At 46.7% G+C, this 22,724-nt stretch carries 20 protein-coding genes; 7 read left to right on the top strand and 13 right to left on the bottom strand.

The annotated features are described in order from the left end of the window. Positions 1 to 108: 108 nt before the first annotated feature. The 7 genes from CXF70_RS07335 to CXF70_RS07305 all read right to left on the bottom strand — a co-directional run bounded on the left by CXF70_RS07335 (position 109) and on the right by CXF70_RS07305 (position 7,148). The gene (locus CXF70_RS07335) at positions 109 to 1,242 is read right to left on the bottom strand and encodes a bifunctional cystathionine gamma-lyase/homocysteine desulfhydrase (protein WP_101802102.1); all 1,134 of its coding nucleotides are present in this window, start codon (positions 1,240 to 1,242) and stop codon (positions 109 to 111) included. Next, a complete protein-coding gene (locus tag CXF70_RS07330; protein WP_101802101.1) occupies positions 1,242 to 2,174 on the bottom strand; it encodes a PLP-dependent cysteine synthase family protein in 933 nt (310 codons plus the stop codon). The genes CXF70_RS07335 and CXF70_RS07330 overlap by 1 nt, the downstream gene beginning before the upstream one ends. 11 nt (positions 2,175 to 2,185) lie before the next feature. After that, positions 2,186 to 2,659 (bottom strand): S-ribosylhomocysteine lyase, encoded by a 474-nt coding sequence (locus tag CXF70_RS07325; protein WP_179135739.1) that lies wholly within the window; start codon positions 2,657 to 2,659, stop codon positions 2,186 to 2,188. A 328-nt stretch (positions 2,660 to 2,987) separates the two neighbouring features. Continuing rightward, positions 2,988 to 3,623: a class I SAM-dependent DNA methyltransferase gene (locus CXF70_RS07320; protein WP_101802100.1), complete on the bottom strand. Its 636-nt coding sequence runs from the start codon at positions 3,621 to 3,623 to the stop codon at positions 2,988 to 2,990. 82 nt (positions 3,624 to 3,705) lie between these two features. Continuing rightward, entirely contained in the window at positions 3,706 to 4,347 is a 642-nt protein-coding gene (locus CXF70_RS07315; RefSeq protein ID WP_101802099.1) for a YczE/YyaS/YitT family protein, read from the bottom strand. An 85-nt stretch (positions 4,348 to 4,432) separates the two neighbouring features. After that, positions 4,433 to 4,924 carry a Cys-tRNA(Pro) deacylase gene (gene ybaK, locus CXF70_RS07310; protein ID WP_101802098.1) on the bottom strand — a complete coding sequence of 164 codons (492 nt, stop codon included), beginning with the start codon at positions 4,922 to 4,924 and terminating at the stop codon, positions 4,433 to 4,435. A gap of 64 nt (positions 4,925 to 4,988) precedes the next feature. Continuing rightward, complete coding sequence (locus CXF70_RS07305; protein ID WP_101802097.1) at positions 4,989 to 7,148, bottom strand: DNA topoisomerase III; 2,160 nt, start codon at positions 7,146 to 7,148, stop codon at positions 4,989 to 4,991. A gap of 153 nt (positions 7,149 to 7,301) precedes the next feature. Between CXF70_RS07305 and CXF70_RS07300 the strand changes: the two genes are divergently transcribed. Next, on the top strand, positions 7,302 to 8,249 hold the full coding sequence (locus CXF70_RS07300) for a nuclease-related domain-containing protein (RefSeq protein ID WP_101802096.1): 948 nt from the start codon (positions 7,302 to 7,304) through the stop codon (positions 8,247 to 8,249). A 756-nt stretch (positions 8,250 to 9,005) separates the two neighbouring features. Here the strand turns inward: CXF70_RS07300 and CXF70_RS07290 are convergent. Both CXF70_RS07290 and CXF70_RS07285 read right to left on the bottom strand, forming a co-directional pair. After that, entirely contained in the window at positions 9,006 to 9,569 is a 564-nt protein-coding gene (locus CXF70_RS07290; protein WP_084244104.1) for an NADPH-dependent FMN reductase, read from the bottom strand. A 164-nt stretch (positions 9,570 to 9,733) separates the two neighbouring features. Beyond that, positions 9,734 to 11,560 carry a cation:proton antiporter gene (locus tag CXF70_RS07285; protein ID WP_084244102.1) on the bottom strand — a complete coding sequence of 609 codons (1,827 nt, stop codon included), beginning with the start codon at positions 11,558 to 11,560 and terminating at the stop codon, positions 9,734 to 9,736. Between the two features lie 158 nt (positions 11,561 to 11,718). Here CXF70_RS07285 and CXF70_RS07280 point away from each other — a divergent pair, with 158 nt between their 5' ends. Together CXF70_RS07280 and CXF70_RS07275 are read left to right on the top strand one after the other, a co-directional pair. Beyond that, positions 11,719 to 11,901 carry an SE1832 family protein gene (locus CXF70_RS07280; RefSeq protein WP_084244100.1) on the top strand — a complete coding sequence of 61 codons (183 nt, stop codon included), beginning with the start codon at positions 11,719 to 11,721 and terminating at the stop codon, positions 11,899 to 11,901. 117 nt (positions 11,902 to 12,018) lie between these two features. Continuing rightward, positions 12,019 to 13,584: an ABC-F family ATP-binding cassette domain-containing protein gene (locus tag CXF70_RS07275; RefSeq protein ID WP_084244098.1), complete on the top strand. Its 1,566-nt coding sequence runs from the start codon at positions 12,019 to 12,021 to the stop codon at positions 13,582 to 13,584. Between the two features lie 43 nt (positions 13,585 to 13,627). Here CXF70_RS07275 and CXF70_RS07270 read toward each other — a convergent pair whose 3' ends face one another. The 3 genes from CXF70_RS07270 to CXF70_RS07260 form a co-directional block, all read right to left on the bottom strand. Further along, positions 13,628 to 15,079 (bottom strand): phospholipase D family protein, encoded by a 1,452-nt coding sequence (locus tag CXF70_RS07270; protein ID WP_233208566.1) that lies wholly within the window; start codon positions 15,077 to 15,079, stop codon positions 13,628 to 13,630. A 188-nt stretch (positions 15,080 to 15,267) separates the two neighbouring features. Next, a complete protein-coding gene (locus CXF70_RS07265) occupies positions 15,268 to 15,804 on the bottom strand; it encodes an RNA polymerase sigma factor (protein ID WP_101802093.1) in 537 nt (178 codons plus the stop codon). Between the two features lie 452 nt (positions 15,805 to 16,256). Next, positions 16,257 to 17,498 carry a CNNM domain-containing protein gene (locus CXF70_RS07260; RefSeq protein WP_084244092.1) on the bottom strand — a complete coding sequence of 414 codons (1,242 nt, stop codon included), beginning with the start codon at positions 17,496 to 17,498 and terminating at the stop codon, positions 16,257 to 16,259. Positions 17,499 to 17,651: 153 nt separating this feature from the next. On the opposite strand from CXF70_RS07260, the gene CXF70_RS07255 reads away from it, so the two are divergent. The 4 genes from CXF70_RS07255 to CXF70_RS07240 all read left to right on the top strand — a co-directional run bounded on the left by CXF70_RS07255 (position 17,652) and on the right by CXF70_RS07240 (position 21,781). Further along, entirely contained in the window at positions 17,652 to 19,028 is a 1,377-nt protein-coding gene (locus CXF70_RS07255) for a dipeptidase (protein ID WP_101802092.1), read from the top strand. A gap of 119 nt (positions 19,029 to 19,147) precedes the next feature. Further along, positions 19,148 to 19,714, top strand: coding sequence for a glycerol-3-phosphate acyltransferase (locus tag CXF70_RS07250; protein WP_084244088.1), 567 nt, complete (start codon positions 19,148 to 19,150; stop codon positions 19,712 to 19,714). Between the two features lie 109 nt (positions 19,715 to 19,823). Beyond that, positions 19,824 to 20,678 (top strand): DegV family protein, encoded by an 855-nt coding sequence (locus CXF70_RS07245; protein ID WP_101802091.1) that lies wholly within the window; start codon positions 19,824 to 19,826, stop codon positions 20,676 to 20,678. A gap of 83 nt (positions 20,679 to 20,761) precedes the next feature. Continuing rightward, entirely contained in the window at positions 20,762 to 21,781 is a 1,020-nt protein-coding gene (locus CXF70_RS07240; RefSeq protein WP_101802090.1) for a DUF2804 domain-containing protein, read from the top strand. 214 nt (positions 21,782 to 21,995) lie between these two features. Here CXF70_RS07240 and CXF70_RS07235 read toward each other — a convergent pair whose 3' ends face one another. Continuing rightward, the gene (locus CXF70_RS07235; protein ID WP_101802089.1) at positions 21,996 to 22,724 is read right to left on the bottom strand and encodes a glycerophosphodiester phosphodiesterase; all 729 of its coding nucleotides are present in this window, start codon (positions 22,722 to 22,724) and stop codon (positions 21,996 to 21,998) included.

Here is a 22,724-nt window from a genome sequence, read left to right as displayed (position 1 = left end):
ATTTGATAGCAATTCATGTTAGTTTAAATGTTATTTTTCTAAAAAAGCTTTCCATAACAAAAAACAGCATCCGACAATTCGAATGCTGTTTTCCTTATTTTAATGATTTCAGCTTAAAGCCTGTCCCAGATCTTCAATCAGATCTTCAACATCTTCAATACCGACGGAGATCCGAACCAAGCCTTCAACGATGCCAAGCTCACCGCGGCGCTCCACTGGAATCGAAGCATGCGTCATCTGTGCAGGCACCGAGATCAGGCTTTCGACCGCTCCAAGACTTTCCGCTAACGTGAAGTATTTCAATTTCGCCAGCAGCTCGCCAGCTTTTTCCTTGCTGCCCACATCAAATGAAATCATGCCGCCAAAACCGGTGGCCTGTTTTTTCATCAGTTCGTGGCCCGGATGGTCAGAGAGTCCCGGGTAAATGACTTTCCCGACAGCGTCATGGCCTTTCAGGAACTCAGCGATTTTCTGCGCATTGCTTCCTGTTTCTTCCATACGGATGCCGAGTGTTTTCAGTCCACGCATCAAGAGCCATGAATCCTGCGGCCCTAAAATTGCGCCAACCGAATTTTGGACGAAATGCAGTTCAGAAGCCAGTTCCTCTGAATTCACTACAACAAGTCCGGCTACCACATCACTGTGTCCGCCGATGTATTTCGTTGCACTGTGCAAGACGATATCAGCGCCGAGTTTAATCGGGCTCTGCAGATAAGGCGTCATGAACGTGTTATCAACGATCGTCAAGAGATTCTTCGTTTCAGCGAATTTCGCCACTGCTTCAATATCCGTCACTTTCAACAATGGATTTGTCGGTGTCTCGATGAAAATCGCTTTTGTATTTTCTTTGACTGCCGCTTCCACTTCTTCCATGTTTCCAGTATCCACAAAAGTGAATTCCAGCCCGAAACGGTTCAGGACTTTATTCATGACACGGTAGGTTCCGCCATAAACATCATCAGTCAGGATGACGTGGTCTCCAGCTGAGAACAGCATCATGACAGATGAAATAGCCGCCATACCTGAGCCGAATGCAAATCCCGCATGGCCGTATTCAACATCAGCGATCAACTCTTCAAGCGCATGGCGCGTCGGGTTGCCTGTACGTGAATATTCATAGCCTTTGAATTTACCGACTGCTTCCTGTTTATACGTACTTACCTGGTAAATCGGCGTGGAAACGGCGCCTGTGGCTTCGTCCCCAAAAATGCCGCCGTGGATCAATCTCGTTTTGGCTCTCATCAATTTTCCTCCTCGAAGGTTCTGTTATAAACATCCTGGCTCATATAACGTTCGCTGGAATCAGCGAACACCGTAACAATATGGCTTCCGGGTTCAGCGGTTTCGGCCTCTTTTAGTGCTGCAACAAATGCGGCGCCAGAAGAACCCGCCACCAATAAGCCTTCCCGTTTTGCCAATTCCTTGAAAGCGGCAAAAGCTTCACGGTCTGTGACCGTATGGATGGCGTCAAAATAGGAGGCATCCATATAATCCGGCAAAAACTCCATTCCGATGCCTTCCGTCAAATGAGGACCGGATTCACCGCCGTTCAAAATGGATCCTTCCGGTTCCACGATTGCGGTTTTAATAGCAGCGTTTTGCGATTTCAAATAGCGGGATGTCCCCATAAACGTGCCGCCGGAACCTGCTCCTGCGACAAAGATATCAATATTGCCCTCGAGCGCTTCCCATAATTCCGGGCCGAGCGTCCGGACGTATGTTTCCGGATTGGCGGGATTCGAAAATTGGGACGGGGAAAAAGCTTTCTCATCTTTTGCCAGCTGCTGCGCTTTTTCAATGGCGCCTTTCATCCCTTTTTCAGTCGGTGTATTGATGACTTCCGCGCCAAGTGCGCGCATCAACCCTTGCTTTTCCTGGCTGAATTTTTCAGGAACGACAAACTTCACTTTATAGCCTTTGCCGATAGCGGCAATAGCTAAGCCGATGCCAGTGTTTCCAGCAGTCGGCTCAATCATGGTGCCGCCGGGCTTCAATACGCCGCGGCGTTCGGCATCTTCTATTAATGAAACACCCAGGCGGTCTTTAACGCTTCCGCCCGGATTCAAATATTCAAGTTTTGCGAAAATCCTGCAATTGTTCGGAATATCCATATTCGTCAATTCCAACAGAGGCGTATTGCCGATCAATTGCTGGATGCCGGTAGCATACTTCATGGTCATTCTCCTCAAACAGTTTCTTCAGCGAACACCTGGTGCCACTCATCTTTTTTCGCCAGCATTTCACGCGCCAATTCTTTTGCGCCTTCTAAGCTGTGGCTAGCTGCCCAGCCGCACTGTACTTCATTGCAGGCCGGAACTTCGTCTGCTTCAATTACATCTTTCAACGTATTTTCGATGATATTCAATACATCTTCGTAATCGTCATGGTTGATCAACGACAGGTAATAGCCAGTCTGGCAGCCCATAGGCCCGATGTCGATGATCTGGTCGGAATGATTGCGGCTGTGTTCCGCCATCATGTGTTCAAGTGAATGAAGGCCGGGCATTTCCATGTGTTCTTTGTTCGGCTGTTTGAAACGGATATCGTATTTGCGGATCGTGTCCCCGTTCGCCCCTGTTTTTTCTCCTGCAAGACGCACGTAAGGTGCAGCAACTTTTGTATGGTCGAGGTTAAAGCTTTCAACGTTCATTTTTTTCAATGGAATCGTCTCCTTCTGGTCTGATTAGATTTGAATCAATAAGCTTTTGCATTCGATATTCCGCAAAACAGCTCCGCTTTCCTGGCTGCTTGCGCTAAGCTAACTCGGTCTCGTTACACTTCGCCAGAGTGGATCTCAGCACTTCGCTTGGTCGCCTGGGAGTCTTCGCTGTTTTGCTTCATATCTTTAGAGATTTCTCTCAGCGCCGGCGCGCCACCGGACTGGGCGAAGCAATAAGACGAGTGGTTTTCTTGGCTTATTGCGGGAGCCTTGTCCAAAGCGCCGAAGCGGCTTTCGCATGCAAGTTGTTTGTTGTTTTTAAATATAATTATTTTTTGCTGGCGTCAATCAGCCAGACATAATTGTTCAGCTGGCTGAACTCTACTGTGAATCCTGCCTGTTCAATCAGCTCTTTCATCACAGGCAAAGTCGTGTAATATTCACGGTTTAAATCTTCTACAAGGTTATCATGACCGCGGGACTTTTCAAAGTCAATCACTTCCTGCTGCGCTTCTTTCGACTGGAATAACGTATCGGCGAATACTACACGGCCGCCTGCCGGAAGCAGTTCAGCATACTTTCTAAACGCCTCGGCTTTTTCAGCATCCGTCAAATGATGGAACGCATACGAACTGACTAAAGACTTTGGTTGCACCGGCAGATCAAATTCCAAAAAGTCTCCATCTATGATGGTTGCATCCGTCAATTTCTCTTTTGTCACGTCGCGCATTGCCGCATTCGGCTCGATGCCGGCAACTTCAAATCCTTTGGCAAGCAATTTTTCAGTCAGGTTGCCTGTTCCTACACCAAATTCAATTACAGGACTAATTGCCGCGTCGGCAACCGCCTGCAGTATATCTTCATATTTAAAGAACACATCTCTGTATTCCGCATCTTTACCGCTAACTGATTCATCATAGGTGTGAACCCATTCATCAAATATCGTTACGAACTCGCGTCCCATGTTTTTGCTCCTTTTCGGTTTCATTGCACATAAAACCAATAGTTTTACTCGGCTTTATTTATAACATAAAGAAGCGCCGGTTTCAAACTTTCAAAACCGGCGGTAGTTCATCTTTCTTTTCTATAATTTTCTTCAATAAAGCTTCGGCTTGCGGCAAGGTGAATTGAACGATTCTGCCGGTTATGAGAGCGACCGCTATCGTACCGATGCCGACCGGCCCGCCAAGTGCCCAGCCGATCAGCGCAGCGGTGATTTCGATTCCGGCACGCACAACAGTGACACTTAGCCCGGTTTTCTGCATCAGCACGAGCATAAGGCTGTCTCTCGGTCCCGCTCCGATTTTCGGCGCTACGTAGATACCGACACCAAAGCCCGAAACGATTATTCCGCCAATCAGGATCATCACTTGACCTGTAAGGGATGGGATATCCGGGATCAGGAAATAATAGATATCGATGAACACACCGATCAAAATCATATTCAGGAATGTTCCGATTTGCGGAATCCTCCGCTGCGAAACAGTGGAAATGACGATTAATATGAATGAAACGATAATCGACCATGTCCCGATTGTCAGTCCAAAATTCATGAACAATCCGACATGCAGCACGTCCCAAGGACCGATGCCCAGCTTATTGGCCTTGATGATCATCGTGAACCCGAGTGCCAATATGATTAATCCGCTGAGAAAAAACAGCCAGCGGTAAAACAGCGTTCTCATCATTAAGCCCCTTCTTTCACTGAGTGTTCGTCTCTTTTTTAAGCTTAAGAAAAATCCACCCATTTAGCAAAATGGGTGGAAAACCGGATTAATCGTCTTTCACTGTCAGGTTGGCATATTGGCCATCAGTGACTTTCAGCAAATTGACGGGATCCAATTTAATCTGCATGCCGATTTTCCCCGCGGATACGATGATTTCTTCCTGCATTTCCGCTTGCCTGGCAATAAACGTCGGGAACGGCTTTTTCATACCGACCGGCGAACAGCCGCCTTTGACATAGCCGGTAAGAGTCAGGATTTCTTTGACCGGGGCCATCTCGACTTTCTTTTCACCAGCAGCTTTTGCAGCTGCCTTTAAATTCAATTCTTCAGCAACCGGAATCACAAACACATAATACTGTTTGGATGCCCCTGCAGCTACAAGCGTCTTGTAGACCACTTTTTCCGGATGGCCGATTTTGGCAGCGACAGATACTCCATCCACCAGACCGTCTTCAATATCATAATGAATGATGTCATAAGGGATATTTTCTTTATCCAGGATTCTTGCAGCATTGGTTTTTGCAATCTTTTTTCCCATGGCGGCGCTCCTTATCAGATAACTGTAATCATAAAATCAGCTTACCACCATTTTCAAAATATTTCTAATCGTTCTGGTTCATCAATTTTTTCAGCGCTTCGGCCATTGCTGTATTTTGTGGCGGCTCGTCCTGCTGTTTCAAATATTTATTGACGTCTTTCTTGGTTGCTTTGGACTGGCCGGATTTTTTGCGTTTTTCAAAAGCCGACAGTTTCTCGCGGTGGCCGCATTTGCAGACAAAAATCTTGCCGTCGCCTTCGCCCTGCATTTCCAATTTCTTATGGCAATTCGGGCAGCGAGCGTTTGTCAGCATCGCCACTTGTTTCTTGTAGCCGCATTCGCGGTCCTGACAGACGTTCATCTTACCGCGCTTGCCGTTGACTTCAAGAAGCGGCTTTCCGCAATCCGGGCACATTTTGCCCGTGACGTTGTCATGCTTGAATTTCTTGTCGCTTTTTTTAATATCGGAAACCGATTTTTCCGCGAATAAAACCATTTCTTTCATGAAAGTTTCTTTCTTCATCTGGCCTTTGGCGATTTTCGTCAGCTGCTGTTCCCAGTCAGCTGTCAGTTTCGGTGACTTTAAATCTTCGGGAACGAGCTCAAGGAGCTGGCGGCCTTTGGACGTGATTGTCAGGTCCTTGCCTTTTTTCTCGATCAAGAAGGTATTGAATAATTTATCGATGACATCTGCGCGGGTCGCTACTGTACCGAGTCCGCCTGTTTCACCGAGTGTCCGGATGGCTTCCTTCGATTCACCCGCCATGAACTGCGCCGGATTTTCCATCGCGCCGAGCAGCGTCCCTTCATTGAAGAAAGCAGGCGGCTTGGTTTTGCCTTCTGTCAGGGAGATGCCCTTGATTTTTAGCGTCTGCCCTTTTTCGAAAGGCGGCAAAGTCGTATCCTTGTCTTCATCGTCATCCAGATAGATGCGTTTCCAGCCTTCATTGCGTACCGTATTGCCCTTGGCCTGGAACGTTTCACCGCCTGCAGTCAGTTTGACCGTCGTCTGGTCATACTCATATTGCGGATAGAATACCGCCAGGAAACGCTTGACGATCATGTCGTATAATTTATGCTCGTTCGCCGACAATTCGTGCAGCGGCGGATTTTCTTCTGTCGGGATGATGGCATGGTGGTCGGACACTTTGGCATCATCGATGACACCTTTCTGCGCCGACACCGGCGATTTCAGGATTGTCGCTGCCAGCGGACGGTAAGGTCCCGTCTGTACGGCTTTGATGCGGTCTTTCAGCGTATCTTTCATATCGGACGTCAGATGCTTCGAATCCGTCCGTGGATACGTCACGATTTTATAGCGCTCATACAGGTTCTGCAGTGTGTTTAACGTCTCTTTCGCCGACCATCCGTAGCGTTTATACGCCTCTTTCTGCAATTCGGTCAAGTCGAATAAAGGCGGCGCCGGCTGCTTTTTCGGCGTGATTTTAATATCTGTCACGGTTCCTTCATGTGTGTTATCGAGCTTCGCGAATAAACGATCGATTTTCTCCTTATCGAACGACTGCGTTGAATTGCCGTCCGTCCACGTGAATGCAGCTGCGTCCGTTATGGCTTGCATGCCGTAATACGGTTTCGGCTGGAAGTTGCGGATCTGCTGCTCGCGCTCTGCGATCATCGCAAGCGTCGGCGTCTGCACGCGGCCAGTTGATAATTGCGCATTGTATTTCACAGTTAACGCGCGTGTCGCGTTGATGCCGACGACCCAGTCAGCCTCTGCTCTCGCGACCGCCGCCTGGTAAAGGTGTTCGTAGGCTTTGCCGTCTTTCAGGTTGTTAAAGCCGTCTTTGATGGCTTTGTCTGTGACCGACGAAATCCACAGGCGTTTGACCGGCTTTTTGGTGTTTGTCTTTTCCAAAATCCAGCGCGCTACGAGTTCCCCTTCGCGCCCGGCATCCGTCGCGATGATGACATCTTTGACGTCGCCGCGGTTCAGCTGCGCTTTGACTGCGTTATATTGTTTCATTGATTGTTTGATTGGCACGAGCTTGAACGGTTTCGGAATGATCGGCAGATTCTCCATCTTCCATTCCTTGAAGTCGTTGTCATATTGCTCTGGCTGCGCGTGCGTCACCAAATGGCCCAGCGCCCAAGTTACAATATACTGCTTGCCTTCCAGAAATCCGTTGCCTTTCTGATTGCATCCGAGCACGCGCGCGATATCGCGTGCCACCGATGGCTTTTCCGCTATTACGATTGATTTCATATCTATTCACCCTCATTTCTCATTTGGCTATTATAACATTTTCTGTTTTGCGGGTGGTGTGAGGTGATTGATTCACATAGTTTTCGAGTAGTCGGAATTTTCTTGCCCCTTCAATTTATATAAGCTATATTCAAATGAAGGAGATGATAATTATTGATACTTAAAGAGCGTCACCAACCGCCTGAAATTCTGCAGCTCGAAAGTCTGCTGCAACGTGTACCCATCGTCCATCCCCTATTTCCCCACTGGACGGAACAGCTTCGCCGAATGTCTGCCGGTTTCCACGGCGAACAGCGCGTCGATTCCCTTTTCTATGAGATTCCCATTGAAACTCCCCACTACTTTATACAAGATCTCTACATCCAAAAGCCCAAGTCTTCACACCAGATTGATACCGTGCTCGTCACCAGCCGCTTCGTCCTGCTGCTTGAAATTAAATCCATTACAGGCGAGTTGAATTTCGATCCACAGCTGCGCCAATTTTCCCGTACCAATAAAGACGGCAGCGTCGACGGCATGAACAACCCGGATGACCAGATCCGCCGGCATGAAAAATTCGTGCAGCAATTTTTGGCGTCGCAAAAAGTATCTTTACCCGTCATCGGCGTGATTGTATTCACATATCCATCCTCTATTGTAAACAGCCGCCCGAAAAACCGCATCATCATCCAGTCGTCTGGCCTGCCATTTTTAATGGACCAGCTGTTGGTGAAATATCCTGACGAGTTGCTGAATACGCGGAAAGCTCGGCAACTTGCGGGACGCCTCCTGCAATTGCACAGCGAGCGGCCATTGCGGCGGATAGAGGTTCCGGCAGGATTGAGGAGGGGGGTGCTATGCCGCAAATGCGATAAAATACTTCAATATGATAAAAGATCTTGGAGATGTGGCCAATGCACTTATAAAAATCCTCTAGCTCATTTAGACGTGTTACTGCAATATCGATTACTAATATCTGAGACAATCTCAAATCGCGAATTCCGAGAATTTACAGGTCTCACTTCTATTTCTACAGCTTCTAAGATGTTAACCAGTCTGAATATGGAAACAAAAGGAAGTTTTAGAGACAGAATTTATCTAATTCCAGAGGTTTTTAGGTAATGGACAGTATTTACATGCTAATGGACAGTAAAGTAGCGATAATGGACAGTAAACGATCTCTATTGGACAGTATTCTATCCTTAATGGACAGTAAGCTCTTTTAATGTAAATCACATTTTTATAACTGTAAATAAAATCCAGAAAAATCACTTTTCTACACCCTATATCACCCTATTTAACCGGATTTCAGCTCATAATCTCTTCCGCCATTCAAATCTCGACTTCCAACCGACTTTTTCACGACCAAATCACGACCAAATCAACCAATTTCCAACACTCACAACCAACCCAACCCCAATAATTGAAAGAATCTTCGCCAAGGCGAAGATTCCCTCAAAAACAGGACGTTTTCGCCATGCGAAAACGTCCTCTGGGGTCTTGATCTTCCGGTTTTTCGCTTTTCGCCTGGGCTAAGGCGAAAAGCATCCATTTTTCTTTTGAACTTAGCATTGCATGACAGTTGCGGCATCAACCGATCACAAGTTTTGAAAGCAAGACAAAAATTAGCCTCCAAAACTGCAACCCAAAGAACCTTTCTTCGCAAGAGCCCCCTACTTTTGTTCTTGAACTGAAGGTTTTCCGCTTTTCATAAGGTGAAAAGCATCCGACTGTGGTCTTGAACTTATGGTTTTCCGCGTTTCGTCCGAATTCGGCGAGAAGCATCCATTTTTCTCTTGAACTTAGACCCTGCACACAGTTCCATCCATCTCACCCTAAAACAAAAAGCCTCCCGCAGGAGGCTTTTTACAGTGGAGCTTAGTGTTGATCCAGTGTTTCTTTTGACAGGTGCTTGCTCATTTCGGCGTACTGGACGAAAACGCGGGCCAATTCGCGAAGGCGGTCGTGGACGTCTTCACTGATGATGGTGTTGTCGGCATCGAAATGGCTGGTGTGCGTATAGACGTAATTCGGTGTCACCAGGCAACGGAAATAATCGAGAATCGGCTTGAGCTGGTTCTCGATGACCAGATGGTGCTGGTAAGTTCCGCCGTTTGCCACGATCGATACCGGTTTGTAGCGCATCGTATGCGGATGCAGCAAGTCAAACGCGTTTTTCAATACGCCAGGGATGGAGCCCTGGAAAATGGGTGAAGCGATGATGTAACCATCCGCTTCGCTAAAGCGGCGTGCAAGTTCCTGCATGCTGCTGTTGTATTCGCCAAGCGGACGCCCGTCGACGAATTGATGTTCATAATCCGCCAGGCTCAGGATGTCCAACTCCATATCGGGCTGGAATTCCTGGATATACATCTTGACTTGCTCCAATACGGCGCCTGTCTTTCTTCCCACAATTGTGCCGTCCACTAATAATACCTTCATAAAACTGTTCCTCCTCGAGTCCATATATACTGGGCAGCCAGGCTGCCTCTCAATGATTTTTTATTCGGATTTAAAAGGTAAGCTGCATATCAAACCCGACTTTATTCCATCATAACAAACAGCGTATGCGGATACGTATCGAAAAACCTTATGAAGCCGAGATTTCATTCTTTAGGCTGAGGCGAGTTGTTTTTGGCGCGTTTGTTTTCCAGACGTTCCTGGATGCGGTCGGATTGACGGGCCGGTGATGTAAAGCTGACCACAGTATCGCCAAGCTTCGGCTCAGGAAAGTTGTCGCTTGTGAAGAATTCAATTTTCCCCTGCTCACGGTAAATGAAGAGCAGAATCGTGTCTGCACTCCACTTTTTCTTGTAGTCCTCATATGTGTATTGTTCGGTCAATTGTGTTTTGCGGATCGTATAGCCTTCTTCGGCTTTCATGTCGAGTTCATGGATGTTCCATTCATGGCCGAAGAGTGTCCTGCCTTTAAGAGAAGAATGGTAGTCACCGGGATCGCCTTGGTGGATGGCTGTTTTATAGAGATTTTCCCTGCCGAACTCAGGTACATAATTGTTCATGACCAAGGCGTTATAGGAATCAATTTCCCCTGCCAGAATCATGGTTTCGTAAGGAGTCATGTCCAGTTCGTATTCAGTATGCTCGGAAAGGATTTCACCTGTGAATGTTTTCATTCCCGCAAGGCGCGCAGGCTGCAGTCTCCCCCACGAAGCGTCCATGATCAAAAGGTTTTTATTGTATTCAGAAAGGGCTTCTGCCAGTTTCAGCGCAAAGCGGCCGACTCCGACTATGATGATGCCTGGGTCATCTCCGGTTGCCAGACCCAATTTACGGCCAAGCCATCCGATTGTGAAGCCATGCACGACAACGGTTGAAAATACGAGCGCGAATGTCAGGGCTGTGAGCAATTCAGCATCATCAAACCCTGCTTCCAGAAGGACACCGGCGAAATAACCCGATACGGTAAGGGCCACAATTCCGCGCGGCGCGATCCAGCCGATGAGTGTCTTTTCCTGATTAGTGAGATCTGTACCGATCGTCGACAGCCAGATCGACAAAGGACGTACCACGAATAAAGTTGCCAGTACGAAGGCGACAATACGCCAATTGAAGATTTCAATCAGCACATCCAGGCTTAGAGATGCTGTCAGCATGACAAAGATACTTGAAATAAGCAGCACTGAAATATTTTCCTTGAAATGCCGCATATCATTGATGGAAGCGATATGCATATTGGCCATCACCATTCCCATAGCGGTGACCGCCAGCAAGCCCGTTTCGTGCATGACGATATCCGACAGCACGAATGTGAGCAGTACGACACCGAAAACGATCGGTGCTTTCAGGAATTCCGGCACCTGGCCTTTTTCGAACATCCAGCCTAGCAGCCAGCCGACTCCAGCTCCCAGCGCTACAGCGAACAAGGAAGCCAGGAAGAATAATCCGAATGCACCGGCTGTTTCATCACCAATCGCAAACAGTACAAACTGGAACGCGAATAAAGCCAGCAATGCGCCGAATGGATCGACGATGATCCCTTCCCATTTCAGAATTGCCGCTGGACGGGCTTTGAGTTTAGCCTGACGCAATAAAGGCAGGATAACGGTAGGACCTGTGACAATGAACAAACCACCGATGACAAATGCCACTGCCCAGGAAAGGCCGGCTATGTAATGGGCTGCAAGCGATCCGGAGATCCATGCGATAAAGGCGCCGAATGTTACGATCCGCCACACCGGTTTATTGAAGCCCCGGATTTCCTTGAAGTTCAAGTTCAAACTGCCTTCAAACAGGATGATGGCAACGGCCAATGATATGACGGGCTTGAACAACTCCCCGAAACTTTCTTCCGGATGGATGATGTTTAAAATAGGTCCGACCAGCAGGCCGGCTATGGACATCAAAACAATTGCGGGCAGGCGAAAGCGCCAGGCAAGCCATTGCGAAATCACCCCAAGAAAGATGATTAACATGAGATCAAATAATAAAGTATCGATCGGCCTTCGCCTCCTTTTAATCTTTTTTCAACATTATACGTTTTTTATTCCCTCAATTAAAAGCCATAAGCCAATCGAAATGATTTTAATTCCATCAATTTATGCTATAATTAAGGAAAAATGCAGGTGATTATGTGAACAGGCAGGAAATCGAAAACGAAATTGCCGAATTGAAGATGGATTACGTACGCCATCAAGGTGATATCGAGAAGTTGGAAACGACTGGACACGCCAAAATGGTGGAGAAAGCGGAACAGCGCCTCGAACGGATGGAACAACAATTAGCGGAATTAAACAAAAAACTCGCGGATTTGTAACCGCGGTTTTTTTTTGAGTGTTTTCCTGATACCAATTCAGGGATACTGATATATCGAACACTGTGGACGGTCGCGTAAAGATCTTGTTCTACAGCTATAAATGGAGGAATTACTTACATGAGTTTATTGACAGTAGAAAATTTAAGCCATACATTCGGCGACCGGACATTGTTCAACGATGTGTCTTTCCGGTTGGTTGAAGGTGAACACGTTGGCCTGGTGGGCGCGAACGGTGTCGGCAAATCGACGATGATGAATATTTTGACGGGCAAATTGATCCACGATAACGGACGTGTCGAGTGGCAGCCGAAAACGCATTACGGCTACCTCGATCAGCATACCCAATTGGAGCCTGGCCGGACAATCCGCCAGACGATGCAGGATGCTTTTTTGCCATTATATAAAAAAGAAGAAGAACTGAATGAAATCGCTATGAAGATGGGCGAGGAAGATGCCGACCTTGAAGCATTGATGGATGAGATGGCCGAAGTGCAGGATGCACTTGATGCCGGGGATTTCTATACACTGGATGTAAAAATAGAAGAGATTGCACGCGGTCTCGGACTTGATGCCATCGGACTCGAACGTCCGGTCGAAGCGTTATCCGGCGGACAGCGCACGAAATTGCTGCTGGCGAAATTACTGTTGGAGAAACCGAAAGTCCTGCTGCTCGATGAGCCGACCAACTATCTGGACGAAGAACATATCCAGTGGCTCGTCAATTATCTGAAGAACTACCCGCATGCATTCCTGTTGATCTCGCATGATACAGAATTCATGAGTTCGGTGACGGATGTCATCTTCCATTTGGAGTTCTCACGCCTGTCGCGCTACACAGCCACTTATGAGAAATTCATCGAACTTGCAGAACTTGCCAAAAAGCAGCACTTGGATGCATATGAAAAACAGGAAGAAATGATCAAGAAAACCGAGACATTCATTGCCAAAAATAAAGCTCGCGCTTCGACAACGGGACGCGCGAAGTCACGCCAGAAACAGCTTGACCGCATGGACCGCATCGACAAACCCGAAGTTGCGGCAAAACCGCAATTCGCTTTCAAGGAAACACGGAGTCCAAGCCGCTATGTGGTGGAAGCAGAATCGTTATCCATCGGCTATGACAAGGCCCTATTGCCGCCGCTGTCCTTCATGATTGAACGCGGCGAAAAAATTGCTCTTGTCGGCATGAACGGAGTCGGTAAATCGACGTTGCTGAAAACGATGCTTGGAAAAATCAAACCGCTTGACGGTGATGTGATCCGCGGCGAATATTTGACTCCGAGTTATTTCGAACAGGAAGTCAAAGCGCCGGACCATACACCGCTTGACGAAATCTGGTCAGCTTACCCGAGCATGGACCAGGGCCAGGTGCGCGGAGCATTGGCGCGTACAGGCCTGAAGAACGAGCATATCTCCCGTTCGATGAAACAATTGAGCGGTGGCGAACAGGCGAAAGTCCGTTTGTGCAAATTGATGCTCGAAGAAAGCAACTGGCTCTTGTTCGATGAACCGACAAACCACTTGGACATCGATGCAAAAGCTGAATTGAAGCGCGCTATGCAAGCTTATAAAGGCACGATCGTATTGGTGAGCCATGAACCTGAATTCTATGAAGGACTTGCCACAAAAGTCTGGAATGTTGAAGAATGGATTGCAGCTGGCCAGGAACCGCAAATTAAGTAATATCAAAAAAGATCTCTTCCCAGCTTCGGGAAGAGATCTTTTTTTAGTAGGTGGTCAACTTGAAAATCTTCTGGAATCCGTAGATGCCGCGCTGCCAGAATGTAAAGGTATCCTGGTAAGCATCAACATGCAATGTATAGAGTGCATCTTCGTTGGTCCATAAGCGGTCGAAGTATGTTTCCATGTCCCCCACCAGTTCGCTGTCGTTTGGCGCAATGATACGGATGTTGCTTTCCAGATTATAATTCTTGAAAGCCCGTTCGGTGTAATTTGTTGAACCGCCAGAAATATAACTTTCTTCAGCTGTTTGGATCATGATTGATTTTGTATGGAATTGCCCAACCACCGCGTTATACCAGCGGACTTGGATTTTGTCGTTGCTTTCTTCAAGCATTTCGTGCACAGCCGGCCGGTTCGGCAAGCCTGTCTTTTCGGTGCCGAACGCATTCTCGTTAGGGTCCAGTACCAATTGCACCTCAACTCCGCGGTTTGCCGCATCGGTCAAGGCCCGAACCACGTCCCCTTCAGCAATATAGAACATAGCCAAGTGGATGCTGTCGCCTTCTTTGGTCTTTTCAATATCATCCAATAGCGAATCCAACACTTTCTTTTCCGTTACGTATTGGACCTGATACTCACCGCTTTGCTCTTCAGCTTCTACCCTGGGAAGTGAAGGGCCACCGGAAAACAAGGATACAGCTTCTTCCGATTTGAGGATATCGTTCAAAACCGGTCCCGTAACTTTAAAAGCCATATTGCCGTGCAATCCGCTTGCATTATGCGGATTGGCAGAACTGATGATGGCTTCTTTATCAGTAATGACAGCTTTGCGGTGGTTTGCTTTGATGTTCATCATTTTCAAATATGACGACACCGACAAATCAGGCGCTTCGCTCGACATGCCGTTCGGCAGCCAGCCTTTTCCGCCCGCATCAAACCATTGGAATACTACCCGGTAAAGACCCGAATACAGCGGCGTAGAATCACGCAGCTTATCCAGATCGGTGACGACCACTTCGATGCCTTCATCTCTCATGGTTCCGAGCAATTGGCTTTCATAAGATCCGTATCCGAAATTCAATGGATCCGTTATGAAATAAATCGGAAAATCAGGATTCTCCGCTTTTTTCTCGAGCAATTTGGCAGTCAAGGTTTCAGCAACAGCTGGAAAATCGATTTTTTGATCTGTATAATTATCAAACAGGAACAAATCGATGACGACAAATTCTTCAGCTTCCTCTATCATTTCATAAATTTCATCAAATATCCTTAGTTCGTGCTTTAAATTATCCCCTTTTTGATTCTGCGCAAATGATAGGTCGTAAATCATTTCCACATCCTCCACTTGGTGAAGGTCTCCCGCATAATCCAGCCCTTGAGGCAGAGGTTTTATGGTATGCCAAACAATAACAGCGATATACATGAGCGCCAGCACACCAATAATTCCCATAATAATCCTTTTTCGCTTGCTCCAACCGGCCACTCTTCTTCTCATTCTAAAATCCCCCTCATCTTTCCTAATCTTACTTTAGATGAAGAAAAATTTCTTTAAATTTTTTCCATAATAAATAGTTTCTTTTTCATTGCACATTCCATAACCGTTTTCCAATAAAAAAGATGCGCCGTAAGTCCGGCACACCTTGATTGTTTTTATTAATATAGAAGATACAAATAGTTCCCGAGTTAAGCAGGCAATACATACTCGCGCGTCTGGACGTCTTCAAGCAATAAATCCTTAAGTCTCTGCTTGCCTCGGAAAAGACGTGATTTGACTGTGCCGATCGACACTTTCATCGCATCCGCAATCTCGATCAAAGATAATTGATGCACATAGAAATAAACAATCGTCGTCCGGTAAATCGAATCCAGCTGTGAGATTTTATGCTGCAGCAATACGGATACATCCTGCTGCTCCAATAACTCAGGGGCGCCCGCATTGTCTGACGGAATCAAGTCAAGCAATGAAATATCGAGTCCCTCCGGCTGCTGCTGGACATGTTTGCTGCGACGTACATTCTTACGGTAGCGGTCACGGAAAGTGTTCATACAGATTGTCGTCAACCAGGCTTTGACATGATCCACTTCCTTGATCGAAGCCTCATACCGAACCACTTTCAGCCAAACTTCCTGCATAAGATCTTCCGCTTCCACCTTATTGCGCGTCAGTTTTAAGCATAAATGATATATATAACGATTATATTCTGTATACAAACTTTCCATGTTTGGTTCCTCCGTCCGTTTTTCTTGTTGACCTTATTGTGCCGGAAAAGAACCTTTCACTCTATCGCTTCCGCTTTCATTTGGCTTACATTTGTGTAATAAAGAGATTAGTTTTATATATTTCACATATCGCTTCGGCGCTTAGGACAAAGCTCCCGCAATAAGCCGAGAAGAGCACTCGTCTTATTACTCCGCTCAGTCCATAGGCGCGCCGGCGCTGAGAGAATTCTCTAGAGATATGGAGCAAAACAGCGAAGAGTTGACCGAAGCTTGCGGGGGCAACTCTTTGCGACGAAGCAGCGCAGCGATGCAGGAGCAAGGGTTTTAGAAACCAAGTTGTTTTGCGGAATATCGCTTATTAAGACTTATTAATACAACTTTTATTGAAACAATTGATGTGATTTATATTCTAAAACCAATGAAATAAAAAAAACCCGCCAAAAGGGCAGGTTCTACGCGAATACTTCTTCATCTTTTTTTGTGATCGTCAAGCGCACAATGCGGTTGCGGTCCATTTCGTTTACTTCCACATGGAGGTTTTCATAAGTAAACTGCTCGCCTTCATCCGGGACATGGCCAAGCTGCTGCATGACAAATCCGGCAATGGTATCGTGGTCGTTCGGAACTTCCACTTCGAACATTTCGTTCACGTCTTCTATTTCAAGCCGGCCATGGCATGACAATGTATTTTCAGTCATTTCAAAGACCAGTTCATCGTCTTCCACGTCAGTTTCATCCTCGATATCCTGTCCGATCATTTCTTCAATGATGTCTTCATGTGTAACGATCCCAAGAGTACCGCCGTATTCATCCAAAATAACAGCCATGTGTTTCTTCTTGGCCATCATCATTTTAAAGACTTTTTCGACGCTTACTGACTGCACAACGAACAATGGATTATCGTCCATCAATTCCTGTAAGGTGAGATTCGGGTTCATTGACCATTCGATCAATTTCTTCGAATAAAAGAGGCCAACCACGTTATCCATGCTTTCTTCATAGACTGGATAGCGGGTGTAAGAAGAATCCAGGATTAAATCACGGACTTCTTCGTAAGTTGAATCTATGGCGATTCCGACGATATCAGTCCTGTGCGTGGACATGACATCAGAAACGTCCTTATGCGGGAAATCGAGAACTCCCTTGATCCGTTCAGATTCGTCTTCTTCAAAAGTCCCTTCCGTCGACGCAATATCGACCATTGTCCGCAATTCTTCCTTGGTCATTGTCGCTTCCTTGACGCTGCCTTTGGAGATGATGCGGATGAAGATATTGGTGAACTGCGCAAGCAGCCATGTGAGCGGCTTCAATAACACAACCAGCACACGGATGACTGGCGCAACGACATAAGCGATTTTATCAGCGAAAGTGGCTGCAATGGTTTTGGGCAGCACTTCACCGAATATGATCAATACGATTGTCAGGATTGCTGTAGCAAGTCCGACTTCCCACCCTCTGTCGATTGCAATCATGGTGACGAGGGTCGGCAGCATGATATTGGCAATATTATTTCCGATTAATATAGTAGTGATCATCCGGTCCGGCTTCGCGATCAACTTTTGCAGGTGCTGTGACTTTACATCCCCCTGCTCAGCGCGAAGATGGACCTTCATCCTATTAACCGCAGTCAATGCCGTTTCGCTTCCCGATAAGAAGAACGACATCATTAAAAATAATACTAACGCTATAAACAAAATTGTTTCCTCCAGTGTCTAAAACACAAAATTTTACGAGCTATTTCCGTACCAACAATTATATCACAGCGATTTTCCTCCTGTCGAAAAGTTCAACTTTCTTATGGTATACTTTTCCCATTGTAAAAAACTTATGGAAAAGGGGTTTTCAGAATGGATGCACAGCAAATAGAACGTTATTTCCAGGAACGGCGCGGAGATCATTTGGAAGAATTGGAATCATTTCTCCGCATTCCGTCCGTCAGTTCGCTATCAGAACATAAGAAGGACATGCTGACTGCGGCCGAATGGCTGGTCAAAGCTTTTGAAAAAGCCGGTCTTGAGAATGTGAAAATCGATGAAACCGGGGGGCACCCACTGGTGTATGCCGATTGGCTTCACGCAGAAGGCAAACCGACAGTACTGGTTTATGGCCATTACGATGTCCAGCCTGTGGACCCTCTTCACTTGTGGGAATCCCCGCCTTTCGAGCCGCAAGTGCGCGACAATAAATTATACGCCCGCGGCGCAAGTGATGATAAAGGCCAGACTTTCATGCACATCAAAGCGGCTGAAGCTTTATTGCAGTTGAATGGTGAACTTCCGGTCAACATGAAATTCATCATCGAAGGCGAAGAGGAAATCGGCAGTCCGAGCCTCCCCGCTTATGTGGAGAAAAATAAAGAAGCGCTTGAAGCTGATTTGATCGTCATTTCCGATACAGGCATGCAGGGGCCCGGTCGTCCGGCAGTGTGCTACGGCTTGCGAGGTCTTGCAGGCATCCAGATCGATGTGAAAGGTCCGAAAGGCGATCTGCATTCCGGTCTGTACGGCGGCGCTGTACAAAATCCGCTGCATGCCATTGTTGAAATCCTTGAAAGCTTCCGTGACAAAGAAGGCGTCATCCAAGTGGAAGGATTCTATGATGACGTTCTGCCTGTTTCCGATAAGGAACGCGCAGAATTCGCATCACTCGAGTTTGATCTGGAAAATGAAAAGAAAGAACTTGGCATCACAGAAGATTTCGGTGAAAAAGAATATTCATTTGTCGAACGCACATGGATCCGCCCGACACTTGAAATCAACGGCATTACAGGCGGCTTTTCCGGAGAAGGCATCAAAACTGTTCTTCCAGCGGAAGCGAGCAGCAAAATCACTTGCCGCCTCGTTCCTAACCAGGACCCGGATGATATAGTCGCTAAACTGAAAGCGCACGTCGAGTCGCATAAACCGGCTGGAGTGTCTGTCGAAATTTCAGAGTTCGATAAAGGCAAACCGTTCCTGACACCATTTGATCATCCGGCTATACAGGCTGCCGGCCGTTCATATGAAAAAATCTATGGTGTACCGACTGCGTTCACCCGCATGGGCGGTTCGATTCCGATTGTCGCAGCTTTCGATGAAATACTTGAACGACCTGTTGTCCTGATGGGATTCGGCCTCGCGTCAGAGAATTTCCATGCACCGAACGAACACTTCCATCTCGAAAATTTCGACAAAGGGCTGCGCGTCATCTGCGATTACCTTTTCGAAGCTTCTGCATTAAAATAGAAACAATTCCAACCTTCCCGCCGGCTGATGGCAGGAAGGTTTTTTCATCGGGCAGTTTCCTTCCTGTTGAAAAACTGCTTTACTTATAGACAATAGACCAATTTAACGGAGGCCATTGAATGTTACTTTATTTTTTATTGTCCTATCTGATCGGTACATTGATGACTGCCTGGCTCGTCGGCAAATGGAAAGGCGTCGACCTCAGAAAAGAACGCAGCGGTAACCTCGGTGCGCGCAATGCCGGTGCTGTCATCGGCAAGAGCGCTTTCCTGCTGACATTCCTCGGTGATGCAGGCAAAGGGGCACTGGTTGTTTTTGCCGGTTTCCACTTTAACTTTCCGTTATGGGCAGTCGCTGTCGCCGGCTTTTTTACCGTACTCGGGCACCTGTTCCCTTTTTGGCTGCGCGGAAGCGGCGGAAAAGGAATTGCTGTTTTTATCGGTGTGACGTTCTTTTTGACGCCTGAACTTTTTCTCGCGATGTTCGTCATGTTCATCGCCTTTTATCCCTTCTTTAAAAGCGCCACTTTATGCATGCTGAGCGCGTTTACAGCTTTCATCGTACTGGCTGCAGTTCTCCAGGTCATTCCCATTGTCTGGCCATTGATACTGGCTATAATCATTATTGTCTATAAGCACAGATACGATATAGAAGAGTCCTATGCAAAACGCTTTGTTAAGTCCTGATGCAGGTTTGATGACCACGAACAATTTCGTACACCCGCGCTCTATCCGCGAAAAACTATTCATGTTATAGTTTTATTATTCAAAAAATTAAAAGATGGGATGTTGAATCATGAAAAAACCGATTGCATGGATAATGGATACTACAGGTTACGTAACTGAAGAAATGAAAGCGCATCCAGACGTCTATATTGTGCCGTTGAATATCCACTTCGGCTCGGAGGAATTTATTGACGGAGAGGACCTTACACAAGCTCAGCTATATGAGCGCATTAAAGCGGCTCCAGAATTCCCAAAGACTTCACAGCCGTCTGCAGGCAAGTTCGCCGAGCTTTACGACAAATTGAAAGAAGAATATGACTGCGCCATTGCCGTACACGCTTCCGCTAAATTGAGCGGCACTATCGCTTCTTCGACTGCCGGCGCGGATATGTCTGGTTTCAAGGTCTACGCGGTCGATTCCCTTGCTCTGTCCTATGGCCTCTCAGGTTTGATTGAACGTGGCTTGGAACTTGAAAAAGAAGGTCTCGACGCTGAACAGATTGCGCAGAAGCTTGAGAAAGAAACGGTGAATTTCCGCAATTATATCCTGATCGGCAATCTCACCCAACTGTATAAAGGCGGCCGCATGAGCGGAGCCCAGTACTATATCGGAAGCCTTCTGCAAGTGAAGCCGATCGTCCAGATCAGTCCTGAAGGCGAATTAAAACCGATTGATAAAGTACGTTCCCATAAGAAAGCTGTGAAATACCTGATTGACCATGCGGTTAAAGATAACCAGGAATTGGGCGTCGATACTTTCCAGATCATGCACGGCAATACACACGAAGAAGCCGAGAATTTAAAGCGTGAAGTTTTGAAAGTCATACCCGAAGCCCAGATCATCATCGGGGATTTAAGCTCATCACTGGCAGTCCATGCAGGAGAAGGCACTCTCGCGTTAATGTGGAGAAAAAGTCCCCAATAATAGAACCGCTTCACAGGGTCCAGAGAAGATATACCTTGTTTCTTCTGCTACAATAGAAGCAGAATGACGGCGAGGTGGTATATATGCAGCATGTTGAACGAGAGATTTTTACAACCGTAGAACTATGTGATGCAAAAGGCCAGCTAAATCCCGAAGCGATCGGATTTGCGCGTAAACCCTTGATCATCAGCAACCTTAAAGGCAACTTCATGCGCAAAAAAAAGTGGAATTACTGGTGTGTTTTTGGTGAAGAGATTATGTTTTCCGCAACCATCAGCCATTTGGATTACGCGACAGTCTGCTTTGTTTATTTCCTGAATTATGAAACCCAGCGCTTTTATGAAAAAACAGTCGTCTTGCCATTTTCAAGAAAACGAGTCATTCCGGATCATTCTCTTGATACTTGCAAGTTTCAGCATCCTGACATGTCGATCGAGTTTCTATACTCCCGGAATTCAACGCGCATCACTGTTCAAATCGATGATTTTGATGGCGAAGCGCTGAATGCCGATCTGAACATCAGCTCGCCCAACAATCATGAGTCTTTGAATGTGGTGATTCCCTGGAACCGGCAGACATTCCAATTCACTGGCAAGCATCTATGCCTGCCGGCAACCGGCACCGTGAAAGTCGGTAATCGTCAATATAATTTTGAACCGGTTGAAAGTTTTGCTGTTCTCGATACTGGACGAGGTGTCTGGCCGCGGGAATCTTCATGGAATTGGGCGATGGCTTCCCAGCGCTCGCTCGGCAAAACCATCGGATTGAATTTCGGTGGAAAATGGACAGACGGAACCGGCATGACAGAAAATGCTTTTTTCGTAAACGGCAAAATGAATAAAATCCACGAAGATGTATTATTCCATTATGATGACAAGGATTATAAGGCTCCATGGAAGATAGCCACAAAGTTTTCCGATGATGTGAAATTGGAGTTCACACCATTCTTCGAACGCGTTTCCAAGAGTGATATGAAATTGGTGAAATCCGAAGTGCATCAGCTTTTCGGCTATTATAACGGCTATGTGCGCTATGAGGATGGCAAAAAATTAAAGATCAGCCAATTGCTCGGCTCCATCGAAGAGCATTATGCAAAATGGTAATAGAAAAGCGGAAGTGCCTGTTCAGCTCTGACAGGTATAAGGCGAACATGCGTAGTGGCGCTTTTTGCCACGCAGCATGGTTGACTTATATCCCGAAGAGCTAGGCACTGAAGACTAGACACTGAGCAGGCTTATGACTCGAAGAGCTGGGTCGCCGGAGTCTGGACAATAGAAAAAAGACGCCGGCGGGATGCCGGCGTCTCTTTTTTGAATTCTACTGATTTACAGGACTATCCAGTTCCGCCAGCATCTTTTCCGGGAAATCGGTAAAGATGCCGTGAATGCCGATCTGCTGCAATTGCTGCGCATACTCCAATTTATTGACTGTATAAACGTAGACTATCGCACCTTTTCGCAAGGCATCGGTGGCCATGCGCCGAAATGCTCCAGGCAGGGACATGTGGATGCGGTCAGTTCCTACTACCCGAGCGTAATCGTAGACATCAACATAGACATCCAAAGTAAGGATAGCGGATTCAACAGACTTTTTACGGCTGACTGTCTGAATGTCTTCATGATTAAATGATGAAATCAGGACCCGGTGCAGGAATCCGCGCTTTTCTGCCGCTTCAAGTACTTTGTCCACCAGGCCTTCGTAAGGAAAGACATCCGTTTTCAGTTCAATATTCAACCGGTGATTGGTTTTCTCGAATACATCGAATACTTCATCGAGTGTGGGAATTTTTTCGCCGGCAAATTCTTCTGAAAACCAGGATCCGGCGTCAAGCTTTCTCACTTCGCTCAGGGTCATATCCTTTATATACCCTTTCCCGTCTGTTGTCCGGTTGACTTTTTCATCATGGATCACAACGATTTCTCTGTCTTTTGTGAGGTGGACGTCAATTTCCACCCCGGTAATCGGCAATTCCGCAGCCGCTTTGAAAGCCGCCAGTGTATTTTCAGGATAAGTTCCTGAACATCCCCTATGTGCGTAGATTCTCAT

Source organism: Planomicrobium sp. MB-3u-38, assembly GCF_002836425.1.
Lineage (GTDB): Bacteria > Bacillota > Bacilli > Bacillales_A > Planococcaceae > Planococcus > Planococcus okeanokoites.
Note: the sequence above shows the minus strand (reverse complement) of the source record. Positions and strands in the feature narration are given on the sequence as shown.

Bases quoted from the DNA above. Each gene is read 5' to 3' on its own strand.
- CXF70_RS07250 (WP_084244088.1), top strand. From the start codon at position 19,148: ATGTTACTTTATTTTTTATTGTCCTATCTGATCGGTACATTGATGACT.
- CXF70_RS07265 (WP_101802093.1), bottom strand. From the start codon at position 15,804: ATGGAAAGTTTGTATACAGAATATAATCGTTATATATATCATTTATGC.
- CXF70_RS07275 (WP_084244098.1), top strand. From the start codon at position 12,019: ATGAGTTTATTGACAGTAGAAAATTTAAGCCATACATTCGGCGACCGG.
- CXF70_RS07255 (WP_101802092.1), top strand. From the start codon at position 17,652: ATGGATGCACAGCAAATAGAACGTTATTTCCAGGAACGGCGCGGAGAT.
- CXF70_RS07285 (WP_084244102.1), bottom strand. From the start codon at position 11,560: ATGTTAATCATCTTTCTTGGGGTGATTTCGCAATGGCTTGCCTGGCGC.
- CXF70_RS07315 (WP_101802099.1), bottom strand. From the start codon at position 4,347: ATGATGAGAACGCTGTTTTACCGCTGGCTGTTTTTTCTCAGCGGATTA.
- CXF70_RS07320 (WP_101802100.1), bottom strand. From the start codon at position 3,623: ATGGGACGCGAGTTCGTAACGATATTTGATGAATGGGTTCACACCTAT.
- CXF70_RS07240 (WP_101802090.1), top strand. From the start codon at position 20,762: ATGCAGCATGTTGAACGAGAGATTTTTACAACCGTAGAACTATGTGAT.
- CXF70_RS07290 (WP_084244104.1), bottom strand. From the start codon at position 9,569: ATGAAGGTATTATTAGTGGACGGCACAATTGTGGGAAGAAAGACAGGC.
- CXF70_RS07335 (WP_101802102.1), bottom strand. From the start codon at position 1,242: ATGAGAGCCAAAACGAGATTGATCCACGGCGGCATTTTTGGGGACGAA.
- CXF70_RS07330 (WP_101802101.1), bottom strand. From the start codon at position 2,174: ATGAAGTATGCTACCGGCATCCAGCAATTGATCGGCAATACGCCTCTG.
- ybaK (WP_101802098.1), bottom strand. From the start codon at position 4,924: ATGGGAAAAAAGATTGCAAAAACCAATGCTGCAAGAATCCTGGATAAA.
- CXF70_RS07245 (WP_101802091.1), top strand. From the start codon at position 19,824: ATGAAAAAACCGATTGCATGGATAATGGATACTACAGGTTACGTAACT.
- CXF70_RS07235 (WP_101802089.1), bottom strand. From the start codon at position 22,724: ATGAGAATCTACGCACATAGGGGATGTTCAGGAACTTATCCTGAAAAT.
- CXF70_RS07270 (WP_233208566.1), bottom strand. From the start codon at position 15,079: ATGAGAAGAAGAGTGGCCGGTTGGAGCAAGCGAAAAAGGATTATTATG.
- CXF70_RS07305 (WP_101802097.1), bottom strand. From the start codon at position 7,148: ATGAAATCAATCGTAATAGCGGAAAAGCCATCGGTGGCACGCGATATC.